General features: G+C 30.7%; 15 protein-coding genes. 9 read left to right on the plus strand and 6 right to left on the minus strand.

Annotation, left to right across the window (positions count from 1 at the left end):
- Positions 1-8 precede the first annotated feature (8 nt).
- The 8 genes from GYM76_RS06950 to GYM76_RS06985 are packed head-to-tail and all read left to right on the plus strand — an operon-like array spanning position 9 to position 9,179.
- Complete coding sequence (locus GYM76_RS06950; protein WP_220225006.1) at positions 9-893, plus strand: GNAT family N-acetyltransferase; 885 nt, start codon at positions 9-11, stop codon at positions 891-893.
- Complete coding sequence (locus GYM76_RS06955) at positions 883-1,737, plus strand: class I SAM-dependent methyltransferase (RefSeq protein WP_220225007.1); 855 nt, start codon at positions 883-885, stop codon at positions 1,735-1,737. Before GYM76_RS06950 ends, GYM76_RS06955 begins: the two co-directional genes overlap by 11 nt.
- Position 1,738: 1 nt before the next feature.
- Positions 1,739-3,262, plus strand: a complete 1,524-nt coding sequence (locus GYM76_RS06960) for an FAD-binding oxidoreductase (RefSeq protein ID WP_220225008.1) — start codon at positions 1,739-1,741, stop codon at positions 3,260-3,262.
- The gene (locus tag GYM76_RS06965) at positions 3,262-4,053 is read left to right on the plus strand and encodes a DNA alkylation repair protein (protein ID WP_220225009.1); all 792 of its coding nucleotides are present in this window, start codon (positions 3,262-3,264) and stop codon (positions 4,051-4,053) included. The genes GYM76_RS06960 and GYM76_RS06965 overlap by 1 nt, the downstream gene beginning before the upstream one ends.
- Positions 4,050-4,697, plus strand: a complete 648-nt coding sequence (locus GYM76_RS06970) for a peroxiredoxin-like family protein (protein WP_220225010.1) — start codon at positions 4,050-4,052, stop codon at positions 4,695-4,697. Before GYM76_RS06965 ends, GYM76_RS06970 begins: the two co-directional genes overlap by 4 nt.
- Positions 4,698-4,727: 30 nt before the next feature.
- Entirely contained in the window at positions 4,728-6,428 is a 1,701-nt protein-coding gene (locus GYM76_RS06975) for an NAD(P)/FAD-dependent oxidoreductase (RefSeq protein ID WP_220225011.1), read from the plus strand.
- Between the two features lies 1 nt (position 6,429).
- Complete coding sequence (locus tag GYM76_RS06980; protein WP_220225012.1) at positions 6,430-7,917, plus strand: amidase; 1,488 nt, start codon at positions 6,430-6,432, stop codon at positions 7,915-7,917.
- 8 nt (positions 7,918-7,925) lie between these two features.
- Positions 7,926-9,179 (plus strand): cation:proton antiporter, encoded by a 1,254-nt coding sequence (locus GYM76_RS06985; protein ID WP_220225013.1) that lies wholly within the window; start codon positions 7,926-7,928, stop codon positions 9,177-9,179.
- A gap of 276 nt (positions 9,180-9,455) precedes the next feature.
- Here the strand turns inward: GYM76_RS06985 and GYM76_RS06990 are convergent, their stop codons facing one another.
- Positions 9,456-9,668 (minus strand): hypothetical protein, encoded by a 213-nt coding sequence (locus GYM76_RS06990; RefSeq protein ID WP_220225014.1) that lies wholly within the window; start codon positions 9,666-9,668, stop codon positions 9,456-9,458.
- Between the two features lie 225 nt (positions 9,669-9,893).
- Entirely contained in the window at positions 9,894-10,451 is a 558-nt protein-coding gene (locus GYM76_RS06995; protein WP_220225015.1) for a TetR/AcrR family transcriptional regulator, read from the minus strand.
- Between the two features lie 114 nt (positions 10,452-10,565).
- Between GYM76_RS06995 and GYM76_RS07000 the strand changes: the two genes are divergently transcribed.
- The gene (locus tag GYM76_RS07000) at positions 10,566-11,105 is read left to right on the plus strand and encodes an HPP family protein (protein ID WP_065562153.1); all 540 of its coding nucleotides are present in this window, start codon (positions 10,566-10,568) and stop codon (positions 11,103-11,105) included.
- A 269-nt stretch (positions 11,106-11,374) separates the two neighbouring features.
- Here the strand turns inward: GYM76_RS07000 and GYM76_RS07005 are convergent, their stop codons facing one another.
- The 4 genes from GYM76_RS07005 to GYM76_RS07020 all read right to left on the minus strand — a co-directional run bounded on the left by GYM76_RS07005 (position 11,375) and on the right by GYM76_RS07020 (position 16,497).
- Positions 11,375-12,976: a bifunctional aspartate transaminase/aspartate 4-decarboxylase gene (locus GYM76_RS07005; RefSeq protein ID WP_065562154.1), complete on the minus strand. Its 1,602-nt coding sequence runs from the start codon at positions 12,974-12,976 to the stop codon at positions 11,375-11,377.
- A gap of 29 nt (positions 12,977-13,005) precedes the next feature.
- A complete protein-coding gene (aspT, locus tag GYM76_RS07010; protein WP_220225016.1) occupies positions 13,006-14,706 on the minus strand; it encodes an aspartate-alanine antiporter in 1,701 nt (566 codons plus the stop codon).
- 298 nt (positions 14,707-15,004) lie between these two features.
- Positions 15,005-15,403 (minus strand): hypothetical protein, encoded by a 399-nt coding sequence (locus tag GYM76_RS07015; RefSeq protein ID WP_065562156.1) that lies wholly within the window; start codon positions 15,401-15,403, stop codon positions 15,005-15,007.
- A 26-nt stretch (positions 15,404-15,429) separates the two neighbouring features.
- Positions 15,430-16,497, minus strand: a complete 1,068-nt coding sequence (locus GYM76_RS07020) for a methyltransferase (RefSeq protein WP_370632622.1) — start codon at positions 16,495-16,497, stop codon at positions 15,430-15,432.
- Positions 16,498-16,615 lie beyond the last annotated feature (118 nt).

Here is a 16,615-nt window from a genome sequence, read left to right on the forward strand (position 1 = left end):
GAATATTTATGAATTCGTTTTTTAATCAAAGAAAAAAGAGATTTAGGTTTCAATCTCATTTACTAGAAAGTTATAAAGATAATAATTTGAGTATAAGAATGGTTAATTCATTTCCTGACTATTTGGGTGCAATGAGATTACTTTATAATGAATACTCAACAAAAGGTTTAATTGAAAAAAACGATAGCCATCTTTATTTCTCTCCTTACTTACTGCTTCCTCGAAATATTTTATTTAATGCAGTTATAGATAATAAAATTATTGGAACTATTGCTCTTATTGAAGACTCTCCTATTGGACTGCCCATTGAGAATGTGCATTTCGATGACATCAAATTACAAAGAATGAGCAAAAAAGCAAGATTAGCGGAAATAGGATCTTTTGCTGTTGATAGCAAATTTAAGAATAAAGGAATAACAATTTTATTATATAAAGCAATGTTTCTTTATTTACAAGATTATAAAAAAATAGATAGTGTCTTAATATCAGTTCATCCCAGAAGTTATAATTTCTATTTATCAATGTTCCAATTCAAACAAATTGGTAAAGAAAGAAAATATGATTCTCTTAATGGTGCTCGCTCAATCCCCCTTGTTATGAATGTAAGAGAAACCGTTAATATTCTGAATAACAATAAATTATTTGATACAAATGCCAATATTCTCGAAGTGAAAGATTCTCTAAAAAAAAATATCAATAAAGAAAATATTAATAATGCTAAAGAAAAAGATATTTTTTACTTACCAATTTGGAAAGAATCTCACATTAAAAAATATTTCCAACATTGTGGTGTTAATGATAAATCGCTGACTTCAAAACAAAAAGAAATTATCTATTGGTTATATCCATCTTTAAAATTCAGTATAAATAAGGAAAACAATAATGTTATTTAAATTATTTCTCACAATTATTAGAGAAATGTTATTTATTTCAAATTTTAAACGACAAGCTGAACCAGAAATGTTAATGGAAGAAGCACTAAATATTCAGGCTTATGATATAGAGGGTCAGGAAGGAGTACTTCTTGGTGTATATTATTATCAAATTGCTCAAATGTGTGCAATTATAAAACCTGGAGATATTGTTGCAGATCTAGGTTGTGGTCCATGTAATTTGCTTTGTATCTTAGCTAAGTTGAATCCCGATGTAAAGTTTATTGGTGTAGATCTTTCGACTAATATGTTGCAACAAGCAAAGAAAAATATCTTAAATAATAAAATACAAAATATAGAACTTCTTTGTGACGACATTACAAATATAACTAAATTAAAATCTCAAAGTATTGATGTCATTATTTCTTCAATGGCTATGCATCATCTTCCTTCAGTTGAGTCATTAGAATCATTATTTATAGAAATTAACCGGTTATTAAAATCTGAAAAACGACTATATATATATGATTTTGGTAAAGTTAATAGAGTAGAAACTATAAATTTCTTTTTATCAACAGTGCAAAATAAATATGTTAAAGAGGATTATAAAAATTCTTTAATTGCTGCATTTAAAGTAAAAACATTTAGAACGTTTTCTCAAAAATATTTAGGCAAAAATATAGATATATATTACACCCGACCTGCTCATATTATTGTAGTCATTAAAAGCCCATCTCACGCTATCACGAAGAAACAAAAAGAGGACATCAAAAATAGAATTTTACAATTTAACTCCCAACAAAAAAAAGATTATTACATGCTTAAATACTTTTTAAGCCTAAATGGGCTAAGGAGCCAGGTTTAATATGGAAACACTAATTAAAGCATTTGAGAGTATTATTCCTAAGGATTGCATAATTTCTGACGTTAATAAAATGGCAAATTATAACACTGACACATCCACATTTAAACGTCAGATTAAATTAATTATTGAACCTGAAAATCATCAACAGATTCAAGCAGTTGTTAAGTTAGCTAATCAATTAAAAATCTCCTTATATCCAATAAGTTCAGGGCACAACTGGGGATATGGTACCTCATTACCTACATTTTCAGGAGGAGTTGTTCTTAGTCTTAAGAAATTAAAGAAAATAAGTATAGATGAAGAATTAGGTTTATTAACAATAGAGTCTGGAGTTACTCAACAAGAACTGTATGATTTTTTTTCAAAAAATAATTATCCATTTCTAGTCCCCACTACTGGAGCAGGTCCTAATTGTAGTATAGTTGGTAACGCCTTAGAAAGAGGATATGGAATTACACCTATTACTGATCATTTTGCATCTGTCATGGGAATAAATGCAATTTTACCTACAGGCGAAATATATAAGTCACCATTATTAGAAAATAATTTTACCCCCATACTTAAATGGGGATTAGGTCCTTATTTGGATGGTTTATTTGCCCAAAGTAACATTGGTATTGTGACTGAAATGACCTTACTCGTAGAAAGAAAACCTGAAACAATTAATACTTTTATTTGTAAGGTAAAAGATAAGCAATTTACAGCCGCTATTCCAATTATCAGAAAACTGTTAATAGAAGCTAGAGGCAATATAGCAGGCATCAATCTAATGCACAAAAAACGTGTATCGATGATGAGTGAAGATTATTTTGATTGTTCAAAAAAAAAATACTCAGACTGGATATTAGTCGGAACTATATATGGTACAAAACAGCATGCAGAAGCGACAAAAAAACAGATAAAATATTCACTCAAACAAATCACTAAAAAAATTCTATTTTTGTCTGTTAAAAAAGCAAGATTCATATCTAGATGTTCTAAATTATTACCGTCTAAGCTACTTCCAAAATTAAAAACAGAAATGTACCAGCTGAAAGATATTATAGGCTTATTTGATGGTATACCTTCTGAAGTATCCTTAAGATTATCATATTATAAGAATAGAGAAAACGAGCATAGCTATGGCTTAGATCCAGCCTTAGATGGTTGTGGCTTGTTATGGTATTCACCAATAATTCCAATAAAAAATGATTATGTAGAATCTTACATCAAATTTGTAACAGAAACATGTGTTAAATATAACATTGATCCAGCATTAACCTTTACCTCAATGTCTACCATTGCTTTTGACTGTACTTTACCTATTTTATATCGGACATCTGATCTTATTGAAGAAGAAAAAGCAATTTCTTGTTATAAGGAGCTTCTTACTGAAGGTCGAAAGTTAGGATTTACACCCTATAGATTGAACGCTAATTTGATGGATACAACGCTTATTAGAAATAAAACATATCATCATTTATTCCAAATGATTAGACGTACCATTGATACTAATAACATTATTGCACCAGGTAGGTATGAATAATGAAACGTTATCAAGCTTTAAATCAAGGATTAATTCAAAGTAAAGTTCTTAATGAATGTCTTAAAGTTGATCAAAAACAACTTTTTTCTGTCGTCATTAATCAGTATTTTAGTAATACTAATAAAAATACTGACGCATTATTAGAACAAATTAATAATAATAGCAAACCTAGTATTACTTATATGATGAAGTTAATCTCTACAACACTAATTGAGCACTTATCTGAACAAGAATTAAAAAAAATATTAACATATTTTAATCATCATGTTTCCGATACAGTACGAGGCTGGGGATGTTTTGTTATTGGCAATTCAAAATACCAAATTTCATTTGAAGAACGACTTCGTTTAATAATGCCATTCGCTAAAGATGAACATTTTGGAGTAAGGGAATGGGCTTGGTTAGCACTACGTGAGCAATTAGAAGCCAATTTAATACAATCAATCACAATATTAGAAAAATGGGCTAAATCTTCTAATCCTTACGTTCGGCGATTTGCTATCGAAAGTATTCGACCGAGAGGAGTATGGAGTTCTCATATTAAAGCATTAAAAGAGAAACCAGAGTTAGCATTGGCTATTTTAGAAATACTGCATAATGATCCTGAAAAATATGTACAGGATTCTATTTCAAATTGGCTTAATGATGCGAGTAAAAGCCAACCCGATTGGGTTATTACTCTTTGTAATAAATGGACTCATCAAAATCCGTCTCTTTATACCCGACGTATTATTAAACGAGCATTAAGGTCTATTAAACCAACAAAAATTTCAAAAGGAAATTCGAAATGAAACTAATTAAAGAACTAACCGAAATACAACACTCAATGGCAACTCAATTACCTGCAGACGTTTTAAACATTATGAGTTCTTCGTTATCTGAAATGTTGAGCCAAAAACTAGATATCAATGCATTAACTTGCGGCGATACTGCCCCTGATTTTACTTTAAAATCAACCAATCAAAGTAACGTCAATTTGTATGAGTTACTCAAAACAAAACCAGTAATTATTAGTTTCTTCAGAGGTAGTTGGTGCCCATTCTGCTTAAAAGAATTAGAACATTATCAAAAAAATTTAGTTACAGAAAATAAATCTATTTTAGCTCATTTTTTAGCTATATCTCCTCAGAAAACAGAAATCAGTTCTCAACTATGTCAAAATAATAATATTAGTTTGACTATTCTATCTGATCAGGGCAATGAAATTGCTAAAAAGTATGGATTAGTATTTACATTACCAAATAATATTAGACCTCTTTATAAAAACTTAGGTGCAGATTTACCTGATTTTAATGGTGATAACAATTATCAGCTCCCTATCCCAGCTACTTATATCATCGATCAAAATAAGAAGATTATTTTTTCTTATATCAATGTCAATTATATGGAACGAGTAGATATTTCAGAATTACAAAATGTTTTACAAAATTACTAATAAACTGTTATTAAATAATTAGGATTTAATATGCAAAAAAATAAATTAACTATTATTGGTAATGGTATCGTTGCTAATTTGGCAGCATTGTACCTTATAAAAAAGTTACCTAATATTGAAATAACAATTGTTGGTAAATCGGATAATAATAGAGCTATCGTTGGAGAATCAACTGTTGAATTATCTACCCATTTTTTTGAAGGATTAGGATTAGGTAGTTTGTTAGAAGATAATCACTATCATAAATATGGATTAACCTATTATTTTAAATCAGATGATATAAATTCTGATCGAAAATATGTAATCCATGAAGCACCTGGTGTCATAAGATTACCTGCTTATAATTTAAACCGATTTACATTTGATAAAGATTTAAGAAATATTATTAGGCAAAAAAGAATTACTGTTATTGAAGGAATTGTCCAAGATGTTTACATGAAAGAAGAAAACAATTCAGAATACAGTATAAATGTTAAAATGACTACAGGCGAAAAATTATTATTAACTTCAAATTGGTTAATTGATGCTTCCGGCACAAATCGATTTTTAACAAAAAAATTAGGATTACATAAAGACACTCCTTATCAGAGAAGTTCTTTCTGGTTTCGACTGATCAAGTTTGACAAAAGTATTTTGCAAAAAATCGATGCTTCTCGTATAAGCCATCTTTGTTATAACCCTTATTATGTGACACATCATTTTTACGGTAAAGCATATTGGGTTTGGATGATTCCTATGCGCGGTGCAAATGGTGAAACAATGATGAGTATTGGTTATACCTATCGTCCTGAATTAGGAAGTGAAAGAGTTAAAAATATAAGTGATTTCCTATCTATTATAGAAAAAGATCATCCAGTAATAGCTGAATTAGTTCGTAGTGGTGATATTTATAAAAATAATAATATAGATGATATAGTGACATATCGTAATTATATGTATGAATCTAAGCAATATTATTCTGAAAAAGGTTGGTTCATTATCGGGGATGCAGCTTTTCTATTCGATCCAATTAACAGCTTAGGATTATCCTATGTTTCTCATATGATTTGTCAGGTTGCATCCATAATAGAAAAAGATAAGAAAGGGAAATTATCCTCATCTTATGTTGCGCTTCATGAAAAGCATATTCAAGCAATATTAAAACTACAAGATACATGGAGCAATTGGTATGAATTTATGCATGACCCAGTAAAGTTATCTTGGACCTTACTAATCAATAATATGGCTTATTTTCATGTTCTTCTACCTTCATTCATCAATGGTGGTTTTTTAGATGGAAAACACATAAATGCTTTTTCAAAAATTTTCAATCGGGACAAAAAACAATTAGCAGCCTATCCTTATAGCTATTTGCTAAATATTTTATCAAAACAAACTGAATATATAGATTTGAATACATTACCTAATTTCTATTCTGATAATATTCCATTCAAATTATATAAGGCAGACGAAAAATTAAGAAAGAAATTATTGATTCGGTACTTTTATCGCTCTATGGTATTACGTTTAAAAATCATGAGAAAAATAAAATGGAAATTGAATAAAGAACATAGCTATGCATTTTTATTATCTCTAAAAGAAACTAGTTGCGATTTATTAAAAATGGTTATTATTTCTATATTCTCGCATGATCTAGTTAAATATAATCCAGATAATCATCCTAACGCATCTCCATTTGGCAAAAATGGAGATTTTTTAAAATTTTCTAAAGAAAATTTGGGGGATAAATAGAATGTTGAATGAATGTTTAAATATGAGTGCGTTAAAACTATCAAACTTAATTAAAACCAAACAACTATCTGTATACGAAGTTGTTTCCGCTCATATCGAACGTTCTCAATATTGTAATCCATATATTAATGCGATTGTTTGCAAACATTTTGAGGAAGCATTACTTTACGCTAAAAAATTAGACCAATGTCGCAAAATAGATGAACAACAAATATTTTATGGAGTTCCTTTTACCGTTAAAGAAAGCATTGCTGTGAAGGATAAAAGAAATACTAGTGGCTCTTTATATCGTAAAAACCATATAGCCAATTCTCATGCAACGTCTGTAGATAGATTATTAAATGCTGGAGCAATAATTATAGGGCAAACAAATCTTTCTGAACTTGCTCTTTGGCCTGAATGTAACAATCTAATTTATGGAAGAACAAATAATCCTCATAATTTACATCATACTTCAGGAGGAAGTAGTGGCGGTGATGCGGCTATTGTTGCATGTGGTGGAGTACCTTTTGGATTAGGAACCGATGGTGGCGGCTCGATTCGAATTCCTGCAGCTTGTTGCGGTGTTTTCGGCCATAAATCTTCAAGCAAATATATCCCAATGACAGGTCATTTACCTTTGGATAATTACTGGATTAATTATAAAAAATCCCAATTCATTGCTCGTTTTTTTTCTATAGGACCAATATGTAGAAAAGCTGAAGATATATTTCCTATACTTAGTATTATTAGTGGTCCAGATGGAAAAGATAAGAATATTACTAATAAATTTAGTTATTTCAGAAAATTATCTTCATTTGATGAAATAAAGATTTATTGTATAGACTTTAATATTCATCCTTTACTCAAAAAAGCGAATAAAGAAGTCAAAACAGCCTTAAGAACAAGTGTAAAGTTACTAGAAAGTGCTGGTGCAACAACCATTTATTTAGGTAATAATATTTTATATCAAGCCTGTGAATTATGGTTTGAAATATTTCAAATTACTGAAGAATTAAATATTCATTATTTAGTAAACGAAAATCGAAGTTTACTAAGTGAATTATTCAAACTTACGCTTGGAAAAAAACAACTAATGTTCAGTACTATTATAATGTTAATCATGGAAAAATTTCCTAAAAAGAAAAAAATGATAATCGATTTTTTATATAAAAAAAATAAAATTAGTTCACAGATTAATAAATATTTATCACCTCAGAATGTATTACTACTACCTACATTACCTACTAGCTCTGTAAAACATCATCAAACCTATTTTTCTCCGTTTAATTTTTTATATTGTGGATTATTTAATGTACTGGAATTACCCGCCACTTCTATACCTATATCTTGGTCAAAAACATATAACCTACCAATATCAATTCAAGCTATATGTGCACATGGGAAAGATCACATTTCTATTTCTGTAGCTTGTTTTTTAGAAAAAATGTTGGGAGGTTGGAAGTTACCTAACTTAGTAAAAAATATTCACAACACTACTTTGGGATGATAAATATAATGGATTCTGAATTAATAACAGTCAAAATACTTTTGCAATTACTTCTAATAATATCTTTCTCTAAAATTATTTCTCTAATAGCTAGAAAAGTTCTTAAACAAACTAATGTAGCGGGAGAAATATTGGCTGGAATTTTGTTGGGACCTAGTTGTCTTTCCATGATGTTTCCCAATCTAATGAATATAATTTTTGCTGAAGAAACTACAATTGTATTTAATGGACTTGCTCAAATAGGTCTTATATTTTTGATGTTCCAGATAGGTATGGAGTTTAATTTCTCTAAAAAATTAGGTCCATCTAAAATTACCTTTATATTGATTAGTATTACGGGGATTATTTCACCATTCTTGTTGGGATTTTTTTCTGCAGAATTTTTTTGGCAGCGACTTCCTTTCCCTCGTCCTGATATATTCAGTTTTAAATTATTTTTCGCTGTAGCTATGTCTATTACAGCAATTCCTATCTTAGGCCGAATTTTTATGGAGCTAAATTATTCTCAGACTAAAACAGCATCGCTAATTATTAGTGCCGCTGCAATTGACGATGTTGTTGGCTGGTTATTATTAAGTATTATTACAGCACTGGTTACATCCAGTTTTTATCTGTTCTCTACAATTCAAAATATATTTTTGTTAATATTATTTCTGATATTAACAATATTATTTGGAAAAAAAATAGTTAGTCCTTACCTAACCAGAACAATAAAAAAATATCATTGCCTTAATTATAACTGCATTTTCTTTATCATTATTAGCGTATTAGGTTGCGCTATTGTTACAAGTTATTTAGGGGTATTTGCTATAATAGGCGGTTTCATATTTGGTTTTAGTCTGCATGAAAATAGAAATTTTGTAAATATATGGGAACTTTCCATTGGTCGTTTCGTTAATGTTTTCTTTTTACCATTATTTTTTGCATATACCGGACTTAGAACCAACATAGGTTTATTAAATGGAGTTGATGAAATATTGCAGACAATATTAATTTGCATGATTGCATTTATTGGTAAATTTGCAGGAACTTATTTGATTAGTCGAATATTGAAAGAAAGTCATATTAATGCTCTTATTATCGGTTTTTCTATGAATACCAGAGCATTAATGGAATTAATTGTATTAAATGTCGGATACGAATTAAATATTATTCCTCAAAAAATTTTCACCATGTTAGTGATAATGGCTGTAGTTAGTACCTTTATAATAACACCTATACTAAAACTATTAATTAGTAAAATTGACTTATCTAATGCTTAATTGAAGATCCAATAAACCAAAGATTTGATGTTAATATGTAACTTAATCACAAAAAATTGTTTTATCTTACTCATGAATTGACAATGATTTTTTCTAAATTTAATGTTTATTTTTATAAACATTACTTTGAATAGAAAAATAATAGCCTGATTAAACCATTTTAATTCAACTATCTTTGGCGGTTTTCAATGATTAGGATCTCTGTCGATAGTATTGTTTATACATTAACAAACTAACTTGAGCATCAAAGAAATAAATCATGAGTATAAAATTGGTTTAAATTGGTCTGAATTGATTTGTTTTGATGATAATCAGATCTTCTATTTTATCCATCAATTTTTGTTCGCTTAATGGGTTATTTTTCGAGGTTAATGCTAACAAAATTAGTATAAACTCACACGCATTACCAACCATTACCGCGTCACCTGATTGGTAAGCATTACTATTGAATATCCTTTTAGGATCATAAGATAAAATTCTATTATTCAACCTCCCCTAAATGCATAAATTATGGATTTTGCATTGGTAATAGGTTCTGTAGTGGCATCATAATAATGAGTTAACAATTGATTGCTTTCTGATATAGTAAATTTAATGCGGTTTAACAACCTTGATCAGTATCCATCATTTCACACAATGCACTTATTGAATTCGAAAATTATTATTTTTCTGATTTGACAGTTACTTTCAATTAAACATTTTTAATTTGTATTCTTAATTCCTATTCATCATCTCTGATACTAAATTAATGGTATCTTGTTCAATCTGATCATTAAGATCCCTATCATTTTTATACACTACACTAATATTAATTAATCCTTCAAGAATCACCATCAGTTTATTTGTCAAAGACTCTTTATATGAATAATCTTCAAGTTTTGAATAAATTAGATGTCTAACAAATTCTTTATGCTCCATAAGTATATCTGATACGCAAGGCAAGGTTTCACGCATTTCCTCAACTGCTCGCATGAATAAACAGCCATTATAATCCACTTCAGAAAACCATTTTTTATGCCATTTAAATATTTCCAAAATAGCATTTTTTCCATTGAGTCCTTTAATAGAATCCTCAAGCTTTGAACGAAATATTGAGTCTCTATGTTTTAACACTTCTACGATAAGTTTATCTTTGCTTCCAAAGTGATTGTATAAAGTTGTTTTAGAACATCCTGATATATCCCTAATATCATCTACTCCTACACTAGAAAAACCAGTTCGATAAAACAGTTTTTCTGCTGTCTTAATAATTAATTCATCTGTTTTTTTCAAAATAAATCACCTAAATAAATTGCAAAGTGAACAGATCTGTACTACTATCAATTTTGTGTACAGATCTGTTCATATTTTCTATTCATATATTATAACTTATAAGGAAAACAATTAATGAAATTCTTTCTTTGGGGTAGTGAAAAACTACCTAATAGACCTAAATTACTTGATTTATTTCAAGGACTGTTAGGCGGAACTTTGGCAATTTTAACTCTGGAATATCTGACTATCTATTCTGGTAGCTATTTTATTATGGCTCCGTTTGGAGCTTCATGTGTTATCTTATTTGCTGTTTCTCAGTCTCCTCTTGCACAACCAAGGAATGTAATTTTTGGGCATCTTATATCAGCATTTATTGGTCTTATATTTTTGAAATTATTTGGTGATTCAATTTTTATTACTGCTTTAGCGGTGGGTTGTGCTATTGCAGCAATGCAATTCTTAAGATGTGTACATCCACCTGCAGGTGCTAATCCGTTGGTTATATTATTAACAGCAAGTCAGGTTAATTACGATTTCAGTTTTTTATTGTTCCCCGTGCTTTCAGGCTCCATCTCTCTGGTAATAATAGCCTATGCTGTTAACAATCTACTATCTAAAAACCAGTGGCCAATTTATTGGTTAGCATTTTTTAATGATAAAAAGGAGAAGTGATTAAATTAGATGCAAAGTAATAATTTTATGAGAACATTCAAAATGTGTTGCTATATGAAATAGTGTTGAACATTGCGTCATGATTTACAGTCACATCCATAAAAAAAGCCACTAAACAACGATAAAAAAATCAATATTATTGAATTAACTTGTTTCTTATTAGAATTGAATAACTAATATTTATAATGAAATTTGAGAGATATAAGAGAAAAAACCCTAGATAAACTAGGGTTTGATAGTAGAGTTGATAAGTTAATCAGTATGATTATCTATTTTTTATTAGCTTTACCTTGGTACTCTGCATAATACTCTTGTGCAAGTTTACGCATAGATAAACCAATTGCTGCATATTGATATTCATTTAAGTTAGCTAATGAAGCCCGAGCAGATGGATGTTGCACTGCAAACCCTTTACCTGGTAATAAAACTACACCAGCTTCATCAGCAATTCTAAATAACATTTCAGATGGATTTTTATTTTTTAAGATCCATTTAGCAAACTTATCATCATAAAGTTCACGACAAATATGTTCTAGATCAATTAAGGTATAATAATCGACACTATTTTCATCAGTATGATGTTCAAGTCCTAAATGTTGATACAATGATGCTGCTCGACGACGAATTAACGATTTCAATGCGGCTTTATAACTTTGATCGGTATCCATCATCTCACATAATGCAAATAACACCATTTGAACCTGTTGTGGCGTAGAAAGACCAGCAGTATGATTTAACGCAACCGCACGGCTATCTGCTACTAAACGATCGATAAATTTAAGATTTTCAGGATCGGTCACAATTGAGCTGTAACGTTTATCTAAAATCTGTCTAGCCTTGCTTGGTAATGCTTTAATTTTGTTATCTAAAATATTATCGTGTGCTATTGCAATCACACCTAAACGCCAACCTGTTGCACCAAAATACTTAGAGAATGAATAAACTAAAATCGTATTTTTAGGGCAAATAGCAAATAAGGATTGGAAATCATCAGCAAATGTACCGTAAACATCATCAGTTAAAATAATTAAATCTGGACGTTTTTTCACAATATCAGCAATGATTTTCAAACTTTTATCATCAATTTTTACTGATGGAGGATTAGATGGGTTAACTAAATAAAATGCTTTGATAGAAGGATCTTCTAATTTGCGCAATTCGGCTTCAGGATATTGCCAATTTTTATCAGGATCAGAATTAACTAACACTTCAACCAATTGATAATCATTAAGCTCTGGAATTTCCAAATACGGCGTAAAAATAGGTGCACCAATTGCAATTTTATCACCTTTTTGGATTAAGTTATTTTCTTTCATTGAATTGAAAATATAAGCCATTGCAGCAGTACCACCTTCAACAGCAAATAGATCAAGATCATCTCGTCTTAAATATTGCGCACCCATTTGAGAAAGAACATAGGCTTTAACCACCTCTTCACTAAAATGCAGCATTCTATCAGGTACTGGATAGTTACAGCCCAAAATACCTTCCACCATCTCTTGTAAGAAGGCATTTTCATCTAGACCAAGTTGATCGCGAATATATGAAAATGCTTTACCTAAAAATGACACGCCAGGAGTTTGATAATTTTGACGGACAAAATGTTCAAAACGACCTGTTAAACCAGCCTTAATTGGCATTCCTCCTATGCCTTCATTCATATATGAAAAAGACATTTCAGACTCTTGCAAAGCAAAAACACCAAGTTGGAAAAAAGCTTGTCGTGGCCATGTTGCCAAGAAATTAGGATTACCACGCCCCGCATTTAACATTACACGGTCAGTATGGCTTTGTGCTAGTTTAATTAAATTATCTTTCAATTCAAAAGGACTTAAATTCGCATATTTTGCATATTCATTATTACTTTTCATAACCATGTATCCTTAATTTGAGATGTCAATTAAACAAAAGCAACAACTAATGGCCCTAATAAAGTTAGGAAAACATTAGCTAAAGCATAGGTAATAGCAAAAGAGTTAGTAGGTGTTGAGTTACCCGCTTTATTTAGTACTTCACCAAAAGCTGGATTTGCACTACGAGAACCCGCCAAAGCACCAGCGAATACTGCAGAATTTTTATAACCCAGCACATACTTACCAAAGTAAATACCAAGCAACATAGGCAATAAAGTAACTACAACACCAATTAGAAATAAAGAAATACCTTGATCTTTAATGGTATCAATAGCTTGCAATCCAGAGCTTAAACCAACTACGGCTACGAAGCCAGCTAGACCAAAATCTTTAAGTAATTGCACCGCACCCGTTGGGATGTTTCCAACAGTTTGATGTAAAGATCGATACCATCCAAATAATAAGCCTGATAACAAAGCACCACCACCAGCACCTAAGGTAATTGGAATACCACTAACACGAATTACAATAAGACCAATAATAAGGCCAACGACAAGACCTAAACCATGGAATATCCAGTCAGTTTTTTCGCTCTTTGTTATCGGCGCACCAATTTTATCAACTACTCGCCTTAAGTCACCATCAGTACCATAAACCGTAATAATGTCACCTAATTTGAACACCATATCATTATTTAATGGCAATGGTTGCCCATCGCGATGGACAGCAATTAAATAAATACCATGTTTTAGTTTCATTACTTCATCAGATGAAAGTACTTGCGTTAAGTTTTGACCAACATAACGTGTATTACGCATTTCGACATCTTGAGTATTCATAACCACATCCATACCCTGTGCCGAATTCACCTCTTCACCTAATAAATCAGTGGCTTTAATCATGGCATCACGATGACCAACAACTAAAATAATATCTTTGGCCTTTAATATAGTTTCTGGCCCAGCTTCAATAATACGATTACCACGTTTGATTCGTTCGATGCTTATACCGTTAATCACCTTTTCTAAACTTTCAACGGTCTGATTAACTTTATTGGTAATACGATATAAACGACCAGTTACATCTGATAAGGCAAAGTTCTGACCACTACCTAATAAAAGTGAACCATGTAATTGTTCTGCTTCTGCCTGAATTGCATCATCGTTAATTTCACGACCCATAATTTTAGGTAAAATATTAACACAGACAATTATGGCTCCGAGTGAACCAAAGATATAAGTTACGGCATATCCAATAGTCACATTACCTTGTAATCGGCTTAACTCTTCAGGGCTTAAACCTAACTGAGTAAGAGCATCTGATGCCGTCCCCATTATTGCTGATTGGGTTAATCCTCCTGCAGCTAAACCAGCAGCAAGACCTTTATCTAAATGGAATAATTTGGCTAAAACGAGCACCGTAATAAAGCCAGCAACGGCAATAAATAGTGCTAAAAAGATTTCACGAAGGGTTTTAACCCCCAATGAACGAAAGAATTGTGGTCCACTTTCGAACCCTACTGCATAAATAAATAAAGCAAAAAGTACAGCTTTGACACCAGCATCAACCGTAACACCAAACACGCTTAATGCGACAGCAACTAGTAGGGAACCAGCCACTCCACCTAATTGAAATTTACCAATTCGAATACCACCAATCAAATACCCTAAGCTCAGTGAGAGAAATAAAAGTATTTCTGGTGAATGTTTAAGTCCATCTAAAATCCAATTTGAAAGCCATTGAAACATAATAATTGTCCTCAAGTGCTAAAATTTATGAAATAGAAAAAGATAGAAAAGAAAAGATTGGAACTTGAACTTTAATATTCATCACATTTTATGAATACTGTTATATATTAAACTTCAATGCAAAGAATAGATAGTTAATTTTAACGATTAATACTATTGTTAGGAGATAACAGATTATTAAAAAAGTAACATATTGTCATATTACAATATCTATAAATTGTTCTTAAAAAGAAGCCCAAACAATTTTTGGGCTTAAAGGTGGTTTAATTAAAAAATAAATTTCATTAAGTTCAAAGCGTTATTTTGCTCTGAAAATATTTTCTCTAATTTTAGCATCAAGATTGTTTATCCAACGATTGTAGTTGCGATGAACTTTTCCATTACTACCTTGTAAGTTTGAACTAACTGAAACATACTTAATTGAATACCCTGTTGCAGAGTAAGGGATATCAACAACAACTTCAAATTTACGATTGAATAATTGACCTCGGATAGTATCATTATTTAATGCTTGCATTTTCCAAGTACCAAATGCTGCTCTACCTTTAGTACCACTATCTAAAATAGCTTGTTTAACTTGTGCTTTAGTCAAACCATTAACTGGGGTACTAATACTATTTGGCGCTTGATATTTACTTGCACAACCGAATAATATTGAAACTAAAAAGAATGCTGCAATATATTTAAAAAATCTCATTGTTTACTCCTTAAGGATAATTTTAATTAACGTTTTTTACATATTAATAAAGTGTGTCCAAATCCAATCCCATCAATATCTTCCTCAACGTGAAACCCTGCTTCATTTAGACATTGATAAAATACTTTTGAATGGTAAAAACGGCTATTACCATTTGCTAAACAAGTAAAATAGAGAGAAGAAGCATTTAAACTTAATGCTCCTGCCTCAAAGTTTTGGCGATCCCAAAAAAGATCCATAATACAAACAGAAGCATCATCATTCATACTACGGTGTATTGTTTTCAAAATATGGACAATTTGATCTGAACTAAAACAATCTAAAAACTGGCTCATCCACCAGATATCAGCTTGGTTAGGGAAAATATCAGTTTCCAGTACATTTACACCAATACCATCAATACGATCTTCAAAGCCCGATTTTTTAATATTTTCTTTTGCAACTGAGATTTGTTCAGGTAAATCTAAGATAGTCACTTGAGTTTCAGGCAAATGTTTAGCTGAAAAAATTGCCCATTTACCTGTATTACCACCTATATCATAAACATGTTTAGGGTTCAATTTCATGATGTGAGGTAAAACAGCAGGAAAAGCGTGATCTGAATAAAAATGGTCGAAATCAAACCAACTTTTTTTTGCTTGTTCAGGCAGAGACTGCAACATGGGGTAAATCGTTTTACCATCACCAAAAACTTTGAGGCCACTCGGTTCGCCTTTTTCAAGTGCTTCTTGAAGAAAAAACATACTTTGGTAGCAGATATCTTGGGAAAAATTAAGGTTAACTTCTGTCATTTTATCATGCAATAAAAAATGACCAATTTTACCTAAAATATAGTTGGAGTCTTGCTGATAAATGACACGCATACTAAGTGCAACATCCAGCAGAAGTTCAATTGCATAAGGTGATAAAGAAACTTTTTTAGTTAAATCCTCTAAATTAATACCAATCTTACCAGACTGATCAATAGAAGATAAAATTCCTTTGTTTTTCATGCACATTATGGCTTGGAATAATATAGGAGCAAAGGCAATTTTTTGAGCTTCAGTAATTGCTTCTAATGCTGTATAAATTTCCTTATTGAATCCATACTTGATGTTTTCTTGTCCAGTCAATGTATTGCCTTTTTATTGTTTTACTGTATTGTATAAATAAATCAGATTTTTTCAGTATTATCGAATTAATAATATTACAAAAAGTTGCTAAGTAAAGAAT

Source organism: Gilliamella sp. ESL0443 (assembly GCF_019469165.1).
Lineage (GTDB): Bacteria > Pseudomonadota > Gammaproteobacteria > Enterobacterales > Orbaceae > Gilliamella > Gilliamella apicola_E.

Coding starts and splice junctions, on each gene's coding strand:
- GYM76_RS06950 (WP_220225006.1), top strand. CDS start 9: ATGAATTCGTTTTTTAATCAAAGAAAAAAGAGATTTAGGTTTCAATCT.
- GYM76_RS06955 (WP_220225007.1), top strand. CDS start 883: ATGTTATTTAAATTATTTCTCACAATTATTAGAGAAATGTTATTTATT.
- GYM76_RS06960 (WP_220225008.1), top strand. CDS start 1,739: ATGGAAACACTAATTAAAGCATTTGAGAGTATTATTCCTAAGGATTGC.
- GYM76_RS06965 (WP_220225009.1), top strand. CDS start 3,262: ATGAAACGTTATCAAGCTTTAAATCAAGGATTAATTCAAAGTAAAGTT.
- GYM76_RS06970 (WP_220225010.1), top strand. CDS start 4,050: ATGAAACTAATTAAAGAACTAACCGAAATACAACACTCAATGGCAACT.
- GYM76_RS06975 (WP_220225011.1), top strand. CDS start 4,728: ATGCAAAAAAATAAATTAACTATTATTGGTAATGGTATCGTTGCTAAT.
- GYM76_RS06980 (WP_220225012.1), top strand. CDS start 6,430: ATGTTGAATGAATGTTTAAATATGAGTGCGTTAAAACTATCAAACTTA.
- GYM76_RS06985 (WP_220225013.1), top strand. CDS start 7,926: ATGGATTCTGAATTAATAACAGTCAAAATACTTTTGCAATTACTTCTA.
- GYM76_RS07000 (WP_065562153.1), top strand. CDS start 10,566: ATGAAATTCTTTCTTTGGGGTAGTGAAAAACTACCTAATAGACCTAAA.
- GYM76_RS07005 (WP_065562154.1), bottom strand. CDS start 12,976: ATGAAAAGTAATAATGAATATGCAAAATATGCGAATTTAAGTCCTTTT.
- aspT (WP_220225016.1), bottom strand. CDS start 14,706: ATGTTTCAATGGCTTTCAAATTGGATTTTAGATGGACTTAAACATTCA.
- GYM76_RS07015 (WP_065562156.1), bottom strand. CDS start 15,403: ATGAGATTTTTTAAATATATTGCAGCATTCTTTTTAGTTTCAATATTA.